Origin of the sequence: Comamonas odontotermitis, assembly GCF_014207855.1 — a bacterium.
GTDB lineage: Bacteria > Pseudomonadota > Gammaproteobacteria > Burkholderiales > Burkholderiaceae_C > Comamonas > Comamonas odontotermitis_A.
The window spans coordinates 65,809-85,826 of the sequence record NZ_JACHKZ010000011.1; the positions used below are offsets into that span (position 1 = coordinate 65,809).

A 20,018-nucleotide genomic window follows, 5' to 3' on the forward strand; every position below is an offset into this window, starting at 1 on the left:
CCCGCGTATCGATGCATACTATGATGGGCTTTGAAACTATCAATCACTGAGCCACTGCAGCGGGACCAAAGCTGTAGTAATCCCGGTACTCAACAGGCAGGAGAGGTGCGCTATCCATGGCCAGACACGATTTTGCAACGGACAGCATCTACCAGACTCCGCCAGGGGGCGATTTTGTCCGCTATGTGGAGGGGTTGTTGGCGCGCCAGTCGCTAGGCCATGTTCACCAGACCGCTTCGCAGATGGGTTCGGCGTCGGCGCGCATTGCTGCCAAAGCGTCACAAGGTCAGGCGAAAACCGTTTCACCGGTTTCTTCAGGCCGTGGGCAGAAAGCCACGGCGCCCACTGCCGCCGATGCTTTGCTGGAGCGTATTCGCCAGCTGGAAGGAAAGCGCCAAGGTAGCACTGCGCGTGCAGACAAGGCAGAGGAGATCTTTTCTCCAGTTGCATCCACTGCCACAGGCAAGCAGCCAGCCGGTCAGCAGGCGAGCGTGTTCAAGCTCATCGGCTGGGTGGTTATGGCCTTGATCGGTGTGGCGTTTCCGCCATTGGGCCTCGTGATGCTGGTCGGGGTCATCAAAAAGGCAATGGACAATGCAAAGAAGTGAAAAGTAGCACGAAGCTCTTTTCAAATCCACTGCAACAGTTACATCTTTGCCTGTAGTGGCGGCGGTGTCGTTACAAACGAACCAGCTTTTTCCTCTCACCTTGATTTCCGGCTGCCAGCCGGGTGCACCTGAGGGCCCGCGGTGCGTTAAGGTGGAGTGGGCTGTGCTAGCCTCGCCCATCCCGAGAAACAAAACCAAACCATGATTGTTGATATCAAAATTCTGGATCCGCGCATGCAGGATCAACTGCCGCAGTATGCAACGCCTGGGAGTGCGGGCTTGGATCTGCGTGCATGCCTGGACGAGCCGCTCACCCTGGCGCCCAATGCCTGGCAATTGGTTCCCACGGGCCTGGCCATTCATCTGCGCGATCCTGGCTATGCGGCCATGATTCTGCCGCGCTCCGGTCTGGGGCACAAACATGGCATTGTTCTGGGCAATCTGGTCGGCTTGATCGACAGCGATTACCAGGGGCAGCTAATGGTGAGTGCCTGGAATCGCAGCGACACAGCTTTTGTACTGCAGCCTATGGAGCGCTTGGCCCAGATGGTGATCGTTCCGGTGCTGCAGGCGCAATTCAATGTGGTGCAGGAGTTTGGTGAAGTCTCCGAGCGCGGCACGGGCGGTTACGGATCGACAGGAACCAAGTAGGCAAGGTTCAAAATGCCAGAGAGGCTGCAATACTCGGCAGCGACTGGCTCGAATGCTAAAGGAGAGAGCAATGGCTCAACGCAATATTGGCTGGCGCACCGCGCTGGCGCGCAAAGCGGGCAAACTGGCTGCAGTGGTGGCCAGTGCATCGGTGCTGGCAGCTTGTGTTCAGGCGCCGCCTCGTTACGACAGTCGATATCCGCAAGGCGGCTACCCCCAGCAGGGCAACTATCCCCAGCAGCAGCCCCAGCAAGGCGGCTACGGCGTAGAGTACGGCTCGGTCAGCCACATTGAAGAGCTGCGCGGCCAATCCAGCAGCACGTCGGGCGTTGGCGTCATTCTGGGAGCCGTGATTGGTGGCGTGCTGGGTAACCAGATTGGAGGCGGTTTTGGCCGCGCTGCAGCCACCGCAGCAGGCGCAGGTGCAGGTGCGTTGGCGGGCAACGCCATCGAGCAGAACGGCAACCGCAACCAGACGCGCGGCTACCGCATCGTGATCAACCTGCAAAACGGGGGGCAGCGCGTTTTTGATGTGCCGCACCCAGGCGATTTGCGCCCGGGCGACCGTGTGCAGATCAACCAGGGCCAGATCTCGCGTTACTGAACGTGCCGGTGCTTCCTGGGTGAAGCACCGATGGCATCTGCGCTGCATTGGGCCACAATGGCGGCGGCGTGTGACAAGAAAGCGTGTACACAGCAATGGGTACACGCTTTTTTCATTGGCAGACCTTGCCTGGATGGAATGCGCTTTTCTCGAAGGGGGCTACTGCAGTTGCGCGGTAGGCTGTGGATGGGCCACGCTGTATATGTGGCGAATGAAGACCTAGGAGCAAGAATTGCAAAGCAATAAATCAAAACTGATAACTGCCATGCTCTGCGCGGCGGGCGCAGTGGCCGTATTTTCCTCTGCGCCGGTGCAGGCAGGCCCGCGCCTGGATTCCATCATGCAGGCCAAGGTGCTGCGGGTGGGCACGCCCGGCGATTACCGGCCCTTTGCAATGAAGGCCGATGGCAAATATGCGGGCCATGACATCGACGTGATCGAGGCCATGGCCAAGGAGATGGGTGTCAAGGTGCAGTACGTGGACACGACCTGGCCCAAGCTCATGTCTGACCTGCAGGAAAACAAGTTTGATGTGGCCGTGGGCGGCATCACCCGCAATGTGGCGCGCATCAGCAAGGTGCAGATGCTGCCGGGCTACGCACCGTTTGGCAAGGTGGCCCTGGTGCGGGCGGCTGACAAGGACAAGTTCACCACGCCCGAGGCGCTGAACCAGGCCAGCGTGCGCGTCATCAAGAATCCGGGCGGCACCAACGAGGCCTACGTGTTGCAGAACATGCAGACCGCACAGATCGCCACCCACGACAAGAACGCCGAGATTCCGGCACTGATCGCCGAAGGCAAGGGCGATGTGATGATCACCGAAACCTACGAAGCGCTGCATTACAGCAAGGCCGATCCGCGCCTGCATGCCGCGTATCTGGATAAGCCCTTGACTCCCGTCAATCAACTCGGCTTCATGCTGCCAGCTGACGATGCCGACTACAGCCGGGTGATGCAATTCACCTGGGACGTTCTGGCTTTGCGGGGCGTGCTGCAGCAGGAATCGCAAAAGTGGCTCAAATAATCTGCTCTTGAACCGGCGTCGGTTCTAACGCAACAAGCCCACCTGTTTTGCTGCAGGTGGGTTTTTTGTTGGTATCCAGGTTTTTCTTATTGATAAATCGGCTTTCAGCGCTTGATGCGTCAGCGTCAGAACGCCTGATTCAATAACAAATCATCTGCCTGCCGGGCTAGCGTGCAGCTGCGTGTCCATCGCGGCGGCCGTCCGATGCAGCGCCGTAACCGCCGTGGGGCAGGCGCCAGATCACCTGGCCTGCGCCAAACTCCATGGTCGGATCGGTCACCGGCAGCAACGGGTGCCCCAGCGCTTGCAGACCATCGCGCAGTGGGGGCGCAAAACCGGGTTCGGTGTAGATGCCCTTTCCGGGCTCGATACGCCAGCGGGGCGCGTCGAGTGCCGCCTGTGGGTTCTGGCCATGGCGCAGCATGCGGGTGAGCACCTGTACATGGGCTTGCGGCTGAATGGGGCCGCCCATCACGCCAAAGGCCATCAGGGGCTGCCCACCCTGCGTGACAAAGCCGGGAATGATGGTGTGAAACGGCCGCTTGCGCGGCCCTACGCAATTGGGGTGGTTCGCCTGCAGGCTGAAGCCCGCGCCCCGGTTCTGCAGCGCCACGCCTGTGCCCGTGGGCACCACGCCGCTGCCAAAGCCATCATAGTTGGACTGGATCAGTGACACCATGCGGCCTTGCCGGTCTGCGGTGCAGAGGTATACCGTGCCGTGCCCGCCCAGGCCCGACGCAGGGTGCTGCGCGCGCTGCGGATCGATCAGGGGGGCGCGCCGGCGCAGATAGGCGTCGCTCAGCCAATCGCGGGGCGGAATGCGCATGCTGGCAGGGTCGCCCAGGTGGGGGTACAGGTCAGCGAGCGCAAGCTTGGTGGCTTCAATCTGCCAGTGCATGGCAGCAGCACTGTCTATGTCGGCGGGCAGTTCGTGGTCGCGGGCGTTCAACATGCCCAGGGCCTGCAAGGCGGCGATGCCCTGGCCGTTGGGCGGCAATTCATGCACCCAGCAATCGCCCCACACCCGCTGGGCCAGCGGCTGGACCCATTGGGACTGGTAGTCGCGCAGATCGCTCTCCTGCCAGGCGCTGCCGTATTGGCGGGCATGGGCCAGCAGGCGTTGCGCGGTCTCACCTTCGTAGAATTCATCGGCGCCGTGCGTGGCCAGGCGTGCCAGCGTGTTTGCCAGTGCAAGGTTGGTGAATCGCTCGCCCGCCTGCGGTGCGCGTCCGCCGGGCAGAAAGGTTTCTGCAAAACCGGGCTGGTTGCTCAGGCGCGTTACATGCAGGCCCCATTTGCTGGACACGCCTTGCGGCACGATGAAGCCGGAGCGTGCGTAGTGCTCGGCGTATTCAAGCAGGCTGGCCCAGGGCTGTGAGCCAAAGCGCTGGTGCAAGGCCTGCCAGCCACGCAGCTGGCCGGGAATGGTCACGCTGTCCCAGCCTTCATACGGCATGCGCTCACGTCCGGCAAAGCGCTCGGGCGTCCAGCCTTGCGGCGCCCAGCCCGATGCATTGAGTCCGTGCAGTTGCGCTCCATCCCAGACCAGTGCAAAAAGATCGCCTCCCAGGCCGTTGTTGGTGGGCTCTACCACGGTCAGTGCCATGGCGGCGGCCAGCGCAGCATCAATGGCGTTACCGCCCTGCGCAAACTGTGCCATGGCGGCCGATACCGCCAGAGGCTGGGAGGTGGCCGCCACGTCGTCGCCATACACGGGCTGGCGGGTGCTGGAATAGGGCAGCTCGGATGAGAACGTGATCATGGGCGGGGCAGATGCAGGTGACAGAGGTTTCAGGGCGCCTTGCGCGCAGCACGGGCGCGCGGACTGGTGTCGACATGGAATGCGTCGGCCAGTTGCACACGCTGGCGCAAGTCTTCCGCGCTCCAGGGGCTGCTGGCGGCCAGCACGGTGCACAGCCCTTCGAGCAAGCCCAGCACGCCCATGGCTGATGCAGGCAGCATGGGGTGCTGTGCCGGGGCCAGCAAAATCTGCTGCGTGTATGCGGCAATGGGGGCATCCGGACGGTCGGTGATGGCAACGATGGGAATCTGCCGTGCATGCGCCAGGGCGCACAGCTCCAGCGTCTGGAGCGAGTAGCGGGGCAGCGAAATGGTCAGCAGCAGATCGTCCTTGCCCAGCGACATCAGCTTGCGCTGCGCTTCGCTGGGTCCTCCTGCCTGGGGAAGGCACTCCACATCTGGGCGAAAGAGGCTGGCGTAGCTGGCAAAGTACCCCGCGATATAGGCACTTACATCGCTGCCCAGCACTGTAATGCGGCGCGCCCTGGTAATGTGGTGGGCCATGGCTTCGGTGGCTGCAGGGTCGAGCAGTGCGGCTGCGGTCTGTGCCTGCGCGGCGCCGTTGTGCAGGGTGGATTGCAGGCGCCGGTGGGCAGTGCTGGGCATGTTGCGCTGCTGCTGCAGCTTGTCGAGCGGCGCCATACCTGGCTGCAGCAATTGCTGCCAGTGGTTGCGGAAACTGCTGTAGCTGCCGTAGCCCAGGGCACTGGCAAAGCGGTTCATGGTAGCGACCGAGACCGTGCACTCGGCGGCCATGGCGTCGATGCTCAGGGTTGCGGCTTCAAAAGGGTGTGCAAGCAGGTAGTCTGCCACCTGTCTCTGGCTGCTCGTCAGGCTGCCGTAGTGCACGCGGATGCGGTCGGGCGCATCCTGTGCCTGCGGCGTATAGGTGGGAGGAACGGTCGGGTCGTTGGCAGGCTGCTGGCGTTTAGCGCACATGGATATAGCGAAGCGGTTGGCTGTTATCCGGCTGTTGTACCACGTCGATGTTCCGTTTTACGCCCCAGGCCAGATTCTGGTTGTGCAGTGGCAGAAGTGGAATGTCGTCCTGCACGATTTGCCAGGCCGCCTTCATCAGGCCCTGGCGTTTGGCGGGATCGATCTCCACGCCGATGTCTTGCGTCAATGCATCGAGCTTTGGGTTGGCGTACCCGCCCAGGTTGAAGCGGCCGCGCCCGTCGTTGGCGGGCGTGTTTAGCAGGGCCCATAGTGTGTTCTGCGCGTCGTTGCTGGCAGGTTGCCAGCCCAGCAGGAAGGCCGAAACATCGCGCTTGAAGGCGCGTGGCAGATACAGCGCCTTGGTTTCTGCATACAAGGTGGTCTTGATGCCCGCCCGTGTCCACATGGCGGTGACGGACTGGCAGATGGCCTGGTCGTTCACATAACGATCAGTGGGGCAGTGCAGACCCAGCTCGAAACCGTTGGGGTAGCCTGCCTCTGCCAGCAGTTTTTTGGCGGCTGCCGGGTCGAAGGGCCGGCGCTTGTCCAGCGATGCATCGTAGCCACGCACGCCTGGCGCGACGATGATGCCCGCAGGCTGGGCTGCGCCGCGCATGATCTTGCTGCGGATGGTTTCGATATCGATGGCCTGGTAGAGCGCCTGGCGCACACGCACGTCCTTGAGCGGGTTCTTGCCCTTGATATTGCTGTAGAGCAATTCATCGCGGCCCACATCCAGCCCCAGGTACATGGTGCGCAGCTCGGGCTTTTGCAGCACCTGCAGGTTGGCGCTTGACTGAATACGCTGAATGTCCTGCAGCGGCACCGGCTCCATCAGATCGACTTCCCCCGAGACCAGGGCCGCAACCCGCGTGGCGTTGTTGGCAATCGGTGTGAAAACCACTTCGGTCAGGTTGTGCTCCTTCTGGCCCCACCAGCCGTCAAAGGGCTTGAGCACTGTGCGCACGCCCGGCTGGCGCTGCTTGAGCTGGAACGGGCCGGTGCCGTTGGCGTTCAGGCTGGCATGGTTTTCCGTGCCCTTGCGCACATCGGCGGGAACGCCGGCATTGTTCTTCTCGGCCCAGCCCTTGCCCATCACCAGCCAGCCTGACAGCAGATCCGGCAGTATGGGCATGGGCTGCGCAGTCTCCATCTCGACGGTGTAGGCGTCGACCTTGCGCATGGCCTTGATAGGGGCTACATACAGCTTGGTATCTGATGACTCCGATTGCGTGCGCTGGTAGCTGAAGATCACATCATCGGCCGTGAAGGCCGAGCCGTCATGGAACTTCACGCCCTGGCGCAGCTTGAAGCGCCAGGTCGTGGGCGAGGTCGCCTCCCAGGCGGTGGCCAGCATCGGCATCAGCGCAAAATGGCGGTCGCGGCCAATCAGTGGCTCATAAATGTTGCCCAGAAAGGACAGCTGAAACGATTCCTGCAGCGAATGCGGGTCCATCGACATGGGGTCACCCTGGTTGGCCAGGCGCAGGGTGTGGGCTTCGGCGTTCAGGCTCAGCAATGCGGCTGCGGCAATGACCAGTGCGTTTGCCTTCGCAAACAGTCGGAAAGGGCAGGGCGCAAGGTGCATTTCGGCGGGGGCTTGGGGCAACATGGTTTGTCTCCTGGATTGTTATCTTGATTGGATGCCTGTCCGGCTGCTCAGCGATCGGTTTGAAGCGGCAGCGCATCCAGTGCCAGACTGGCCAGCAGCGCAGCACCCAGTGGCAGGATTTCATCGTTGAAATCGTAGTTGGGGTTGTGCAGGGTGCGACCCTGTTCTGCACCGCCCTGGCCTACGCGCAGGTAGGCACCGGGGCGCGCTTCCAGCATGCACGAGAAGTCTTCCGATGCCGTTGATGGCATGGGCTTGGTGATCACGTGTTCCGCACCCACCAGCCTGGCGGCGACCTGGGCGGCAAAGGCTGCCTCGCGCTCGGTGCTGACGGTGGGCGGGAACAGGCGCGAATACTCCAGCTCGGCGCGCGCGCCATGGGCGGCTGCGGTCTGCTGGGCGATTTCTGCAATGCGGCTCTCGATCAGATCCTGTACCGATTTGGAAAAGGTGCGCACAGTGCCGCCAATTTCCACAAAATCCGGAATCACGTTGCGAGCCTCCATGTCGCCGCCACGAATGGCGCAAATGCTGAGCACGGCATTTTCCATGGGTGGCACATTGCGTGGCACGATGTGGTGCAGCGCTGAGATCACATGGCTGGCAGCCACCACCGGGTCGGCTGCCAGGTGGGGATGGGCGCCATGACCCCCTTTGCCGATGATGCGCAGGGTGAACATGTCTGCCGACGACAGGCAGGCGCCGGGCGCCACCGCCACAGTGCCCACAGGCAGCACGGGCGAGTTGTGCAGCGCATAGATCTCGTCGCAGGGAAAGCGCTCGAACAGCCCGTCGGCCAGCATGGCCTGCGCGCCGCCCCGGCCTTCTTCTGCGGGCTGGAAGATCAGGTGGATGGTGCCGTTGAACCGGCGGTGCCTGGCCAGAAAGCGCGCAGCTCCCAGCAGCATGGCGGTGTGGCCGTCGTGGCCGCAGGCGTGCATCACGCCGGGGTTTTGCGATGCGTGGCCAAAGCGGTTGAGTTCGCACAGGGCAAGCGCATCCATGTCGGCGCGCAGGCCCACGGCGCGGCCGCTGTCGGTGCGCTCACCCTCAATGACCGCCACGATGCCCGTGCGGCCTACGCCACGGGTAAACGGAATGCCGAGCAAGCCCAGCTCCATGGCAATGCGGTCAGCGGTACGGTTTTCCTCAAAGCCCATCTCGGGCCAGCGGTGGAAGTCCTGGCGCAGCTGCGTCAGAAGGGCGTGTTCGCCAGGCTGGCGCAAGGCTTCCAGAACAGGGTTTGCAAGATGGGTGGGCATGGTGTTTTTCGAGAGTTGTGTAATTTAATTTTCAATTAATACATAAAAATAATTATTTAGAAAATTTTCTTTCTAATTGTTTTCACCAAGGGGACATTGGTGCTGTTTGTGCTTGCAGCCAATGCAGCCAAGCAGGATGGGGGGCGGGGGCGTCTCGCATACAAACCCCTGAATGGCGACTGGTTGAGCGTGTTGTCAGGCGAGCAGGGCAGGCGCCCGCTGCCAAAAATGCGCTTTACCTCCAGGCTTTTCGTGCCTGGATGTTTGCAACTTGATTCAAATGAGAACTATTCGCATATAATTGACGCCATTGCCAGCCTCGGACCAGCGTGGATTGACCGCGCTCTGCAACGCTTTGTGCTCTCGGGTCCCAGCCAGCTTCCTTGTTCAACCTCTGTTGTCTGAAAGCTCGGTCCGTGGCTGCTTCATCTCTTTTCGGCATGCGCTGCATGCCTTCGTCTGAATCCTGCACACTGGCAGATGGCCAGCCCGGCAAGGTGCTGGCTTTGCAACCGCTGGCGCTGGCTGCATTGCTGTGTGCCGCGCAAGCGGCCGGCGCCCAGACCTCGCCTGAAACGCCTGCCAGGGCTACGGCTGCCGCCGCCAACCCGGCCGTCGTTCAGATCGCCGCAGCCGATGGCCCGGTGCTCAAGGAAATGGTGATCAGCGGATCGCGCCACGAGCAGGATCCTGACGAGTTGCCGATGAGCATTGATGTGCTCAATGCCCAGCAGATGGAAGAGCAGCAGGTGCGCGACATCCGGGATGTGACGCGAGACATGCCCAACGTGTCCGTCAAGCGCAGCCCGGCGCGGTTCACGCTGGCATCGGGCAGTACCGGGCGCGACCAGAATGCGGGCTTCAACATCCGTGGCCTGGATGGCAACCGGGTGCTGATGATGGTGGATGGTATCCGCCTGCCGCGCAGCTATGTGTTCAGCGCCAATGCCTTTGGGCGCGATTATCTGGATGTGGGCCTGGTGCAGCGCGTGGAGGTGGTGCGTGGCGCCACTTCGGCGCTGTATGGCTCGGACGGCATGGCGGGCCTGGTCAACTTCATCACCACCGATCCGTCCAGCCTGCTCAAGGACGGCAAGACCTTTGGCGGCCGTGCAAGCATTGGCTACGACAGCGAAAACACCGGCAGGACCCTGGGCCTGACGGTGGCTGGCAAGCCCAGCGATGCCGTGGAGTGGCTGCTGGGCGTCAACCTGGGGCGTAGCCGCGAGCTCAAGAGCATGGGCGACATCGACACCATCGACAGCCGTCGCACCCTGCCCAATCCGCAGCATGACAAGGATGCCTCCCTGCTCGGCAAGGTGGTGCTGCGCCCGACAGCCGACCAGAAGCACACCTTCACGGTTGAGCATGTCGACAAAAAGGTGGATTACCAGCTCTACACGGCACGCACTGCACCGCCGGTCACGGCCTCCACCGCCGTGATCGATTCGGCATCCACCACTGACATGAAACGCACGCGCGGCACCTGGGCGGGCGAATGGCGCAATTTTGATGCCCCAATGCTGGACGATGTGAAGGCATCGCTGAGCTACCAGAACGCCGATTCGCGCGAGTTCATCTACGAAGACCGCCTCACTGCTGCAGACCGCACGCGCGATGTGACCTACCAGGAAAAGACTTTCCAGGCCAATGTACAGGCGCGCAAGCTCGTCAAGAGCGGCAGCAGCATGGCGCAGCAGTTCACCTACGGGCTGGACTATGTGCGTACCGATGTTGAAAACCTGCAGACCGGCCTGACGCCGCCCGTGGGCGAGACCTTTCCGCTCAAGCGCTTCCCCGATACCACCGAGTCGAGCTGGGCGCTGTATGGGCAGGACGAGATCAGCTTTGGCAACTGGACGATCACGCCCGGTCTGCGCTACGACCATTTCCGCATCAAGGCCGATCAGGCGGGCTTCAACGCGCAGGCAGTGTCGCTGTCGGGCAATGCCACATCGCCCAAGCTGGGCGTGATGTACCAGGTGAATTCCGACTGGCGTGTATTTGGTAACTACGCCAAGGGCTTTCGCGCGCCCAATGCCGGGCAGGTCAATGCATTCTTCGAGAACCCGGTCGGCAACTACAAGACCATTCCCAACCCCAATCTGAAGCCGGAGACCAGCCAGAACCTCGAAGTGGGCGTGCGGGGCCGCCTTGCGAATGTCTCGCTCGATGTGGCGGCGTTCACCGGCCGGTACAAGGATTTCATTGATGACCTGGTGCAGGTGGGTGGGACGGGCAGGCCAGGCGATCCGCTCATCTTCCAGTCCGTCAACCGCGGCAAGGTCAATATCAGCGGGCTGGAGGTCAAGGGTCGTGCCGACTGGGGCCGCTATGCAGGCATTGGCTGGAGCACGCCTTTCGCCTGGGGCCGTACCCAGGGGCACGACACCACCAGTGGCGAGCCGCTCTCGTCCATCGATCCCCAGCGCCTTACCGTAGGCCTGCGTGCCGATGCCGCCCAGTGGACGGCGCAGCTGGGCCTGAACTACTCCCAGGGCAAGAAAGCCAAGGACACGGTCAACCCTTCGGGCGGTACCCAGTTCCTGAACCCGTCGGCCACCGTGGTGGATCTGACCGCGCAATGGCGCATCCGCAAGGATTTGCGCCTGAACGTCGGCCTCTACAACCTGACCGACAAGAAGGTCTGGCGCTGGTCGGATGTGAGGGGCCTCGCCACCAGCTCGCCAGTGATCGATTCCTACACCCAGCCCGGGCGGTCCGCCAAGGTCACCCTGGTGGCAGAGTTTTAAGCCAAATGAGCCGAAGGCGCTTTCGTAATAAGCACCAATAAGCACCAATAGCTATTGAAAAAGGAGCATTCCGATGATCACCACGAAAACCAAGCCTGCCGCCTTGACCAGCGACCGCGCTGCACAGATCCGCGAAGCCTATGCCGCGCAACGCGCCAAGGGCCTGCGTGCCAAGGATGCTGCTGAAGCCGCTGGCAGCAGCGAGGGTGAGGCCATTGCCGCGCATGCCATGCCACTGTTGGCTGCGGATACCCGCGAGGCCAGCACGCTGCAGGTGCAGCCGCTGCAAGCCCCGCAGGGCGGGTGGATCGAGGTGCTCAAGGCGCTGGAGCCCTGCGGCCCTGTGATGGCGCTGACGCGCAACGCCAGTACCGTGCATGAAAAGACCGGTACCTACACGGACCTCAGCGCCAGTGGCGAGCCGGGCATGCAGGTGGGGCTGGCGGTGGGGGAAGACATTGACCTGCGTCTCTTCTTTGCCAGCTGGCACGCAGCCTATGCGGTGCAGGAGGCGTCTGCCCACGGCGGCAGCACCGTGCTGCGCAGTTTGCAGTTCTACAACCGCGCGGGCCGTGCGGTGCACAAGGTGTTTGCCCGTGAGGCGACCGACCTGGCCGCCTGGGGCGCGCTGGTGGCGCGCTTTGCCTGCGCAGCAGATGTGGATGCGGCTGCCTTGCCCGGCTTTGACGCACCTGCGCCACGCCAGGTTATAAGCGTGCCGGCCGACAGCAGCGTGGATGTGCCAGCGCTGCAATCGGCATGGGCGGCGATGCAGGATACGCACGAGTTCTTCAGCGTCATCAAAAACGCGGGTGCCGAACGTCAGCAGTCCTTCCGTCTGGTGCAGGGGCGCTTTGCCTGGCCGCTGGCCAAGGACAGCGTCACCCAGCTCCTGAACGAGGCCAGTTTTGCAGGCACGCCCATCATGGTGTTCGTCAGCAGTGGCGGTTGCATCCAGATTCACAGTGGCCCGGTGCAACGCGTGGAGCCCATGACGACGCCAACTGCCCAATGGATCAATGTGCTCGATGCAGGCTTCAACCTGCACATGCGCACCGACATGATTGCCAACGTCTGGCTCGTGGAAAAGCCCACCAGCGACGGCATCGTCACCTCGGTGGAAGTGTTTGATGGCCATGGCGATCTGATGGCCATGTTCTTTGGTGCGCGCAAGCCCGGCAAGCCCGAGTTGGCCCCCTGGCGCGCACTGGCAACCAGCCTGCCGCGTCTGGATGCCCAGGCGGTTGCGGCGTAAGGAGGCGGCCATGGATGCGTTTTCTCGCGCTGGCCAGCGCAGCAACAGCTGCCTAGCCAGCCGCCGTGCGTTGCTGCTGGCTGCAGGTGGCACCGCCCTGATGCCTTTGGGTACCCTGGCGATTGCCCAATCTGCGCCGGTTGCTGCAAAAAATGCAGCAAATGCCGCAGATGGCGGCGCCAAGGCGGCGCTGCAGCCATATGTGGGCATTGCGCCGCCAACAGCAACGCGCCTGATCAGTCTGAGCGGCGCACTCACCGAGATCGTCTACCAACTGGGGGCCCAGGCGCTGCTGGTGGGCAGCGACACCACCAGCAACTACCCCGAAGCGGCCAACCGCATGCCCAAGGTGGGCTACGTGCGCCAGCTGGCCGCCGAAGGCGTGCTGTCGCTCAAGCCCGATGTAGTGATCGGCACCACCGAAGCGGGCCCGCCCGTGGTGCTGCAGCAGATTGCCCAGACCCGCGTTGCCATCGCTCTGGTGCAATCGGACCACAGCTGGGATGAAGTACTGCGCAAGATCCGGCTGGTGGGGCAGGCTACTGGCAGGCAGGCGCAGGCCGCACAACTGGCCCAGGATTTGCAGAAGGAGTGGGACACCGTGCAGGCCCAGGTACGCGCCACCGTGGCGACAGGCCGCTTGCCTCGCGCACTGTTTGTGCTCTCGCACAGCGGAACGCCGCAGGTGGCGGGCCAGGGCACGGCGGGCGATGCGCTGCTGCGCATGGGCGGGGCCAGCAATGTCATGCAAGGCTTTGGCGGCTATCGGCCGCTGACGGCAGAAGCCATGGCGCAGGCAGCGCCCCAGGTGATTGTGACAACGACACAAGGCGTGGAGGCGGTGGGAGGAGAGGCCAAGTTCTGGGCGCGCCCGGAACTTGCGCTGACCCCGGCCTACAAGAACAAGGCATTGATCGCCCTGGAAGCCAGCCAGCTGCTCGGCTTTGGCCCGCGCCTGCCGCTGGCGGTACGTACCCTGCACCAGGGTTTGCAGGCCGTGCAGGCATGAGCGATGCCGTGACTGCAACTGGCGCCGTGAGCGCCCGCCCGGTGCCGGGTACGGAGCGGCTTTCGCCATCGCAATCTGCCAGCCCGGCGCGCGCTGGGCGGCTGGGCGTATCGAATGGCGCATCAGTTTCCATGGCGCCTGGTGTTCAAGCAAAACGCCAGAAGGGTGTATTTCGACTGAGAAAATCCCACACCATTGGCCTGATGGCTCTGCTGGCGCTGACCGCGTTTGTATTTGCGGCCGGGCAGGGCGCTTTCGCCATCGACGCGGCACAGCTTCCCGCCATTGCCTGGAGCGCGCTGCAGCACTGGTGGCAGGGCGGCACGGACGCCGGCAGTACCGAGCAGCAGGTGTTTGCAGCCATCCGCGCGCCGCGTCTGGTGCTGGGCTTGGCAGCGGGCGCCGGACTGGGTCTGGCTGGCGCGTTGATGCAGGGGCTGTTTCGCAACCCGCTGGCAGACCCGGGGCTGATCGGCGTGAGCAGCGGAGCCGCGCTGGCGGCTGCCGCATTGATTGTGATGGGCGCGCTGTGGTTCCCATCGGTGCCGCGCAGCCTGGGCAGCTGGCCGCTGATGCTGTGCGCCTTCGCAGGGGGGCTGGTGACGACAGGCCTGATTTACGGACTGGCGCAGGCAGGCGGCGGCACGCGCATCGGCGTCATGCTGCTGGCGGGTGTGGCCATCAATGCGCTGGCCATGGCGGGCTTGGGTCTGCTCAGTTTTCTGTCGACCGATGAGCAATTGCGCAACCTGCAACTGTGGCTGATGGGCAGTCTGGGCAATGCGCGCTGGCCAGTCGCAATCATGGCGTGCGCCGTGGTGTCCATCAGTGCCTGGGTGGCGCAGCGCTTGGCACAGCCCCTCAACGCGATTGCACTGGGCGAGGCGCAGGCCAGCCTGATGGGCGTGGCGGTGGAGCGCACCAAGCGTCTGGCGGTCATCGTGGCGGCGCTGGTGGTGGGTTGCATCACGGCAGCCTGCGGCATGATCGGCTTCATTGGCCTGGTGGCGCCGCACTGGGTGCGGTTGATCGCCGGGCCGGATCACCGTGTGGTGCTGCCCGCTTCCGCCTTGTTGGGCGCTGCCATGGTGGTGTTTGCCGATGCCTTTGCGCGCACGGTGGTTGCTCCGGCTGAGTTGCCGCTGGGCGTGCTGACGGCGCTGGTCGGGGTTCCGCTGTTTTTGGCCATGCTGCGCCAGTTTCGGCGGCAACTGTAGGGAGGGGCGCATGTTCAAACCATTCGAGGTTTTCAGGGAGTCTGGCAATCCGATGCCTGCCCTTGAAGCGCAGCTAGCTATTCATAAAGTAGCGAAAGAGAATGCGCAGGGTCTTTACGCCAGCCCGCCTGCCCAGGGCAGCGGCTGGCAGCTGGACCAGTTGGAGGTGGGGGTGCCCGGTGGCGATGTGCTGGTGCGCCTGCACACCCACATAGCACCTGGCAGGCTCACGGCCATCGTTGGACCTAACGGCGCTGGAAAATCCAGCCTGCTGGCAACCTTGACGGGCCAGTGGGCGCCCCATGCAGGCCAGATTCTGTTCGATGGCCAGCCGCTCACCAGATGGCCGTCCGCTGACCTGGCCCGGCGCCGCGCCATGATGGTGCAGGATGGCTCTGTGGCCTTTGACTTTACGGTGCAGGAAGTCGTGGAACTAGGTCGCTATGCCCACCGCCTGCAACCCAGCCGCAACGAGGCGGCCATTGTTCATGATGCCATGGCGGCCACGCAGATGGAGGCCTTTGCAGGCCGCAGCGTGCGCAGCCTCTCTGGCGGGGAACGTGCGCGAGCGCACCTGGCACGTGCACTGGCACAGGTGTGGGAAGCGCCTTCTGGCGACCAGGCGCGCTGGCTTCTGCTCGATGAACCCACCGCCGCCATGGATTTGGCCTGGCAGCACCGCACCATGGATCTGCTGCAACACTGGGCGCAGGTGCGGGGCGTGGGTGTGGTCGTTGTGGTGCACGATATGAATCTGGCACTGCGCTATGCGGATGATGCGCTGCTGGTGCACGGCGGCGGCTGCCTGCATGGCCCTGTGGGCGACGTGCTGTCGCTACAGACCATGCGCGATGTGTGGGGTGTGGGCTGCTTTGCCGCCACGGCACCAGACGGGACGCAGCAGTACCTGTTTGCAGGTGCCGACGTGGGTATGGGCTTGGGCGGGTAGGCGAGTTCTACTGGTTTTATAGCAGCTGGGGCTTTACAGCCGTGCAGCAAGCCGCATTTTCATTCCAAGGGGCTATCGTCTGCTGTGCAGGCGCGCTGGAGTGATGAAGCCTCGTAATCCAGCGTCTGCTTCATCGCGCCGCCCAGCAGCTGCGCATTGATGTGCAGGCGAAAATCTGCGCCCGTGTTCACCTGGTTGGCCTGCGCGGTCAGCATCTTGCCGCAGGTCACCGTCCATTCCTTGCGGTTTTTGCCCACCAGCTTGCTGTCCTTGATGCGGCACTGGCTGAAATGCTGCGACAGGATCATGTCGGGGTACAGAAAACCCTCCTTGTCCACCAGCTCTGGCCCAATGCAGCGGTCTTTGGTGCGCGGTGGCTTGGCTGCCTTGTTGCCAATGGCAGATTTGGTTTCGGTGACGGAAAAGGCGCCAGGCTGGGCCGCCTGGGCAGCGCCGCACAGCAGCAATGCGCTGGCGAAGCTGCAGAGAAGGTGGGAGCGCAATGAATGCATGGTCAAGACTGTTTGGTGTGTGAGGGCTTGTACCCTTTATATATAACAAGCTGGGGCTGGCCAGGGTATAGGCCAGATATAGCCGGTGTAAAGCTGTGTGACGGAATGCACGGCCCCCGCAGGTCATGGCCGCAAGCAAGGGCGAGCGCGCAGAAATCGCCCGATTTCACTCCAACCCGGAGGGACAGCGATTTTGGGGATGCCCGGTCAGGGATGCCCCGCAAAGCTGCTGTCGCGGCGCGAGGAGATCATAAACACGTTCTCAGCTCTCTTCCTTGAGCTCCTGCAGCACCACCGCTGCAATTTCCTCAATGGATTTGTGTGTGGTGGACAGCCATTGAATGCCTGCGCGGCGCATCATCGATTCGGCTTCGGCCACTTCCATGCGGCAGTTCTGCAGGCTGGCGTACTTCGAGTCGGGGCGGCGCTCATTGCGGATCTGGCTGAGGCGCTCGGGGGCAATCGTGAGGCCGAAGATCTTCTTTTTGTACGGCAGCAGGGCGGGAGGCAGTTGCTGGCGGTCAAAATCTTCGGGAATCAGCGGGTAGTTGGCCACTTTCAGGCCAAATTGCATGGCCAGGTACAGGCTGGTGGGGGTCTTGCCGCTGCGGCTCACGCCCACCAGGATCACATCTGCGCCAGCCAGATCGTGGTTGGTCTGCCCGTCGTCGTGCGCCAGACTGAAATTGATCGCCTCCATGCGCTCGAAATATTCCTTGCTTTCGCTGATATCGGTGAACCGGCCGATGCGATGGTGCGATTTGGCGCCCAGCTCGTCTTCCAGCGGCTGCACAAAGGTGGAGAACATGTCCATCACCAGGCCTTTGCAGTGGTCGTGCACCACCTGCACGGTGTCGGGCTCGACCAGGGTGGTGAAGACGATGGGCTTCTTGCCTTCCTGCTCGGCCGTGTGGTTGATCTGGCGCACCGCCTGGTGGGCCTTGTCCACGGTGTCGACAAAGGGCAGGCGCACGGCGCGCGTGGTGATGTCGAACTGCTTCATGATGGCGCGGCCAAAGGTCTCGGCTGTCACGCCTGTGCCATCAGAGATAAAGAAAATCGTGCGTTGGTGCATAGCGGCTGCGTGTTTTTCAAGCGATAGGAAACAATTTTTGTAGCAGGCAGCGGCCCGTCTGCTGCGCCTTCGTCATTCTTGGCCCTGGTGTTAACCAAGTCACAAGCAGAACGGCAGCCGCGCGCCTACAATGACGCCCATTATTCACATTTCCCGCATGTACTCCGGCCTACCAGTACAAATACAAAGCCAGATGTCCGCGCCAGCCATGGCCCGGATGGAGTACCTGCGCGCGCGCCACCGCCTGATCTGCGGCCGTGGGCGCCTCTGCCAGATACCACAGTTTTTAACTTCCGGAGCTCCATCATGTCCAACCTCTACAGCGCGACCGCCCTGGTCGTACCGTTTGAGAACCTGAGAATGACCGATGTCGAGGTCGTAGGCGGCAAGAACGCCTCGCTCGGCGAAATGATCTCGCAATTGCCGCAGGGCGTGCGCGTCCCCACCGGCTTTGCCACCACGGCCCACGCATTCCGCGAATTCCTGGCCTTTGAGGGCCTGGCTGGCAAGATCAGCGCCAAACTGGGGGCGCTGGATGTGGACGATGTGCGAGCCCTCGCGCAAGTGGGTGCGGAAATCCGCGCCATGGTCGAGAGCCAGCCTTTCCCTGCCGACCTGGAAAAAGCCATCCGCGAGGCCTTTGTGACCCTGCAGGCGGGCAATGACCAGGCATCGTTTGCCGTGCGCTCGTCGGCCACGGCAGAAGACCTGCCCGACGCATCGTTTGCTGGCCAGCAGGAAACCTTCCTCAACGTGGTGGGCATCGACGATGTGCTGCACAAGATGAAGGAAGTGTTCGCGTCGCTGTACAACGACCGCGCCATCAGCTACCGCGTGCACAAGGGCTTTGCCCACGATGTGGTGGCGCTGTCCGCCGGTGTGCAGCGCATGGTGCGTTCGGACAAGGGCGCCGCAGGCGTCATGTTCACCATCGATACCGAATCGGGCTTTGACCAGGTGGTTTTCATCACCTCCAGCTACGGCCTGGGCGAAACCGTGGTGCAGGGCGCCGTCAATCCTGACGAGTTCTACGTGCACAAACCCATGCTGCAGGCAGGCAAGCAGGCGCTCATCCGCCGCAACCTGGGCAGCAAGCTGATCCAGATGGTGTTTGCCACGCCGGAGGAGAAGGCTGCTTCGGGCAAGCTGGTCAAGACCACCGATGTGCCAGCCGAGCTGCGCAACCGTTACTCGCTCACCGATGCCGAAGTGCAGGAGCTGGCACATTACGCGCTGGTGATCGAGAAGCACTATGCCCGCCCAATGGACATCGAGTGGGGCAAGGACGGCACCGACGGCAAGCTCTACATCCTGCAGGCCCGCCCCGAAACGGTGAAGAGCCAGTCGAAGGGCCAGGCCGAGCAGCGCTACAAGCTCAAAGGCAGCGGCACCGTGCTGGCCGAAGGTCGCGCCATTGGCCAGAAGATCGGCACCGGCCCCGTGCGCCTGGTGTCCGACATCTCGCAGATGGACCAGGTGCAGGCCGGCGATGTGCTGGTGACCGACATGACCGACCCCAACTGGGAGCCGGTGATGAAGAAGGCTGCGGCCATCGTCACCAACCGTGGCGGCCGCACCTGCCACGCGGCCATCATTGCGCGCGAGCTGGGCATTCCTGCCGTGGTGGGTTGCGGCAACGCCACCGAGTTGCTCAAGGACGGCACCCTGGTGACCGTCAGCTGCGCCGAAGGCGACACTGGCAAGATCTACGACGGCTTGCTCGAAACTGAGGTGACCGAGGTCAAGCGGGGTGAAATGCCGCCCATCAAGACCAAGATCATGATGAACGTGGGCAACCCCCAGCTGGCGTTTGATTTTGCCCAGTTGCCCAATGACGGTGTGGGCCTGGCCCGCCTGGAATTCATCATCAACAACAACATCGGCGTGCATCCCAAGGCGATCCTGGACTACCCAGCGGTCGATGCCGATCTGAAGAAAGCGGTTGAATCGGTGGCCCGTGGCCATGCATCGCCCCGTGCTTTCTACGTGGACAAGATCACCGAAGGCGTGGCCACCATTGCTGCAGCGTTCTATCCCAAGCCTGTCATCGTGCGCATGTCCGATTTCAAGTCGAACGAGTACCGCAAGCTGATCGGCGGCAGCCGCTACGAGCCCGATGAAGAAAACCCGATGCTGGGCTTCCGTGGCGCTGCGCGCTACATCTCGAAGGACTTCGGTGAAGCCTTCAAGATGGAATGCGAAGCATTGAAGCGCGTGCGCAACGACATGGGCTTGACCAATGTGAAGATCATGATCCCGTTCGTGCGTACGCTCCAGCAGGCACAGCGCGTGACCGAGCTGCTGGCTGCCAATGGCCTGCAGCGTGGTGACAACGGGCTGGAGCTGATCATGATGTGCGAAGTGCCATCCAACGCCATCCTGGCAGATGAGTTCCTCGAATATTTCGACGGTTTCTCCATCGGATCGAACGACCTGACCCAGCTGACGCTGGGCCTGGACCGCGACTCTGGCCTGGAGCTGCTGGCTGCCGATTTTGACGAGCGTGACCCTGCAGTCAAGAAGATGCTGGAGCGTGCCATCAGTGCCTGCCGTGCGCAGAACAAGTACGTTGGCATCTGCGGGCAGGGCCCGTCGGACCATCCCGACTTTGCGCAGTGGCTGGCGGATCAGGGCATTGCCTCGATCTCGCTCAACCCCGACAGCGTGATCGACACCTGGCAGCGCCTGGCTGCCAAGTAAGCGGCCCGGCCCTGCGCCGTTCACATCGCAAGAGCGAAAGATCGAAAG

The 20,018-nt window shown here is 62.7% G+C and carries 16 protein-coding genes; 10 read left to right on the forward strand and 6 right to left on the reverse strand.

Annotated features, from left to right (window positions below):
* Positions 1 to 116 precede the first annotated feature (116 nt).
* The 4 genes from HNP33_RS10705 (at position 117) to HNP33_RS10720 (ending at position 2,887) form a co-directional block, all read left to right on the forward strand.
* A complete protein-coding gene (locus HNP33_RS10705; protein WP_184708206.1) occupies positions 117 to 608 on the forward strand; it encodes a hypothetical protein in 492 nt (163 codons plus the stop codon).
* A 201-nt stretch (positions 609 to 809) separates the two neighbouring features.
* A complete protein-coding gene (gene dut, locus HNP33_RS10710; protein WP_184708208.1) occupies positions 810 to 1,259 on the forward strand; it encodes a dUTP diphosphatase in 450 nt (149 codons plus the stop codon).
* Positions 1,260 to 1,329: 70 nt separating this feature from the next.
* Entirely contained in the window at positions 1,330 to 1,863 is a 534-nt protein-coding gene (locus HNP33_RS10715) for a glycine zipper 2TM domain-containing protein (RefSeq protein WP_184708210.1), read from the forward strand.
* Positions 1,864 to 2,128: 265 nt separating this feature from the next.
* Positions 2,129 to 2,887 (forward strand): transporter substrate-binding domain-containing protein, encoded by a 759-nt coding sequence (locus HNP33_RS10720; RefSeq protein ID WP_184708289.1) that lies wholly within the window; start codon positions 2,129 to 2,131, stop codon positions 2,885 to 2,887.
* 166 nt (positions 2,888 to 3,053) lie between these two features.
* On the opposite strand, the gene HNP33_RS10725 is transcribed toward HNP33_RS10720, so the two are convergent.
* From HNP33_RS10725 to HNP33_RS10740, 4 genes are read right to left on the reverse strand one after another with little or no spacing between them, the layout of a single operon-like run.
* On the reverse strand, positions 3,054 to 4,649 hold the full coding sequence (locus tag HNP33_RS10725) for a gamma-glutamyltransferase family protein (RefSeq protein WP_184708212.1): 1,596 nt from the start codon (positions 4,647 to 4,649) through the stop codon (positions 3,054 to 3,056).
* Positions 4,650 to 4,678: 29 nt separating this feature from the next.
* Positions 4,679 to 5,626, reverse strand: a complete 948-nt coding sequence (locus tag HNP33_RS10730; protein WP_184708214.1) for a MurR/RpiR family transcriptional regulator — start codon at positions 5,624 to 5,626, stop codon at positions 4,679 to 4,681.
* Complete coding sequence (locus HNP33_RS10735) at positions 5,616 to 7,238, reverse strand: ABC transporter substrate-binding protein (RefSeq protein ID WP_233464476.1); 1,623 nt, start codon at positions 7,236 to 7,238, stop codon at positions 5,616 to 5,618. The genes HNP33_RS10730 and HNP33_RS10735 overlap by 11 nt, the downstream gene beginning before the upstream one ends.
* 47 nt (positions 7,239 to 7,285) lie before the next feature.
* Positions 7,286 to 8,500 carry a M20 aminoacylase family protein gene (locus HNP33_RS10740; protein ID WP_184708216.1) on the reverse strand — a complete coding sequence of 405 codons (1,215 nt, stop codon included), beginning with the start codon at positions 8,498 to 8,500 and terminating at the stop codon, positions 7,286 to 7,288.
* Between the two features lie 449 nt (positions 8,501 to 8,949).
* On the opposite strand from HNP33_RS10740, the gene HNP33_RS10745 reads away from it, so the two are divergent.
* The 5 genes from HNP33_RS10745 (at position 8,950) to HNP33_RS10765 (ending at position 15,683) form a co-directional block, all read left to right on the forward strand.
* On the forward strand, positions 8,950 to 11,253 hold the full coding sequence (locus tag HNP33_RS10745) for a TonB-dependent hemoglobin/transferrin/lactoferrin family receptor (protein WP_184708218.1): 2,304 nt from the start codon (positions 8,950 to 8,952) through the stop codon (positions 11,251 to 11,253).
* A 73-nt stretch (positions 11,254 to 11,326) separates the two neighbouring features.
* Positions 11,327 to 12,508 (forward strand): hemin-degrading factor, encoded by a 1,182-nt coding sequence (locus HNP33_RS10750; protein WP_184708220.1) that lies wholly within the window; start codon positions 11,327 to 11,329, stop codon positions 12,506 to 12,508.
* 10 nt (positions 12,509 to 12,518) lie between these two features.
* On the forward strand, positions 12,519 to 13,517 hold the full coding sequence (locus HNP33_RS10755; RefSeq protein WP_233464477.1) for a heme/hemin ABC transporter substrate-binding protein: 999 nt from the start codon (positions 12,519 to 12,521) through the stop codon (positions 13,515 to 13,517).
* A 131-nt stretch (positions 13,518 to 13,648) separates the two neighbouring features.
* On the forward strand, positions 13,649 to 14,734 hold the full coding sequence (locus tag HNP33_RS10760; protein ID WP_184708295.1) for an iron ABC transporter permease: 1,086 nt from the start codon (positions 13,649 to 13,651) through the stop codon (positions 14,732 to 14,734).
* A 10-nt stretch (positions 14,735 to 14,744) separates the two neighbouring features.
* The gene (locus tag HNP33_RS10765; RefSeq protein ID WP_233464478.1) at positions 14,745 to 15,683 is read left to right on the forward strand and encodes an ATP-binding cassette domain-containing protein; all 939 of its coding nucleotides are present in this window, start codon (positions 14,745 to 14,747) and stop codon (positions 15,681 to 15,683) included.
* Between the two features lie 59 nt (positions 15,684 to 15,742).
* Here the strand turns inward: HNP33_RS10765 and HNP33_RS10770 are convergent, their stop codons facing one another.
* Both HNP33_RS10770 and HNP33_RS10775 read right to left on the reverse strand, forming a co-directional pair.
* Positions 15,743 to 16,195: a hypothetical protein gene (locus HNP33_RS10770; RefSeq protein ID WP_184708221.1), complete on the reverse strand. Its 453-nt coding sequence runs from the start codon at positions 16,193 to 16,195 to the stop codon at positions 15,743 to 15,745.
* Positions 16,196 to 16,457: 262 nt separating this feature from the next.
* Positions 16,458 to 17,270, reverse strand: coding sequence for a pyruvate, water dikinase regulatory protein (locus tag HNP33_RS10775; RefSeq protein WP_184708223.1), 813 nt, complete (start codon positions 17,268 to 17,270; stop codon positions 16,458 to 16,460).
* 306 nt (positions 17,271 to 17,576) lie between these two features.
* On the opposite strand from HNP33_RS10775, the gene ppsA reads away from it, so the two are divergent.
* Positions 17,577 to 19,970: a phosphoenolpyruvate synthase gene (gene ppsA / locus HNP33_RS10780; protein ID WP_184708225.1), complete on the forward strand. Its 2,394-nt coding sequence runs from the start codon at positions 17,577 to 17,579 to the stop codon at positions 19,968 to 19,970.
* The last annotated feature ends 48 nt before the right edge of the window (positions 19,971 to 20,018 follow it).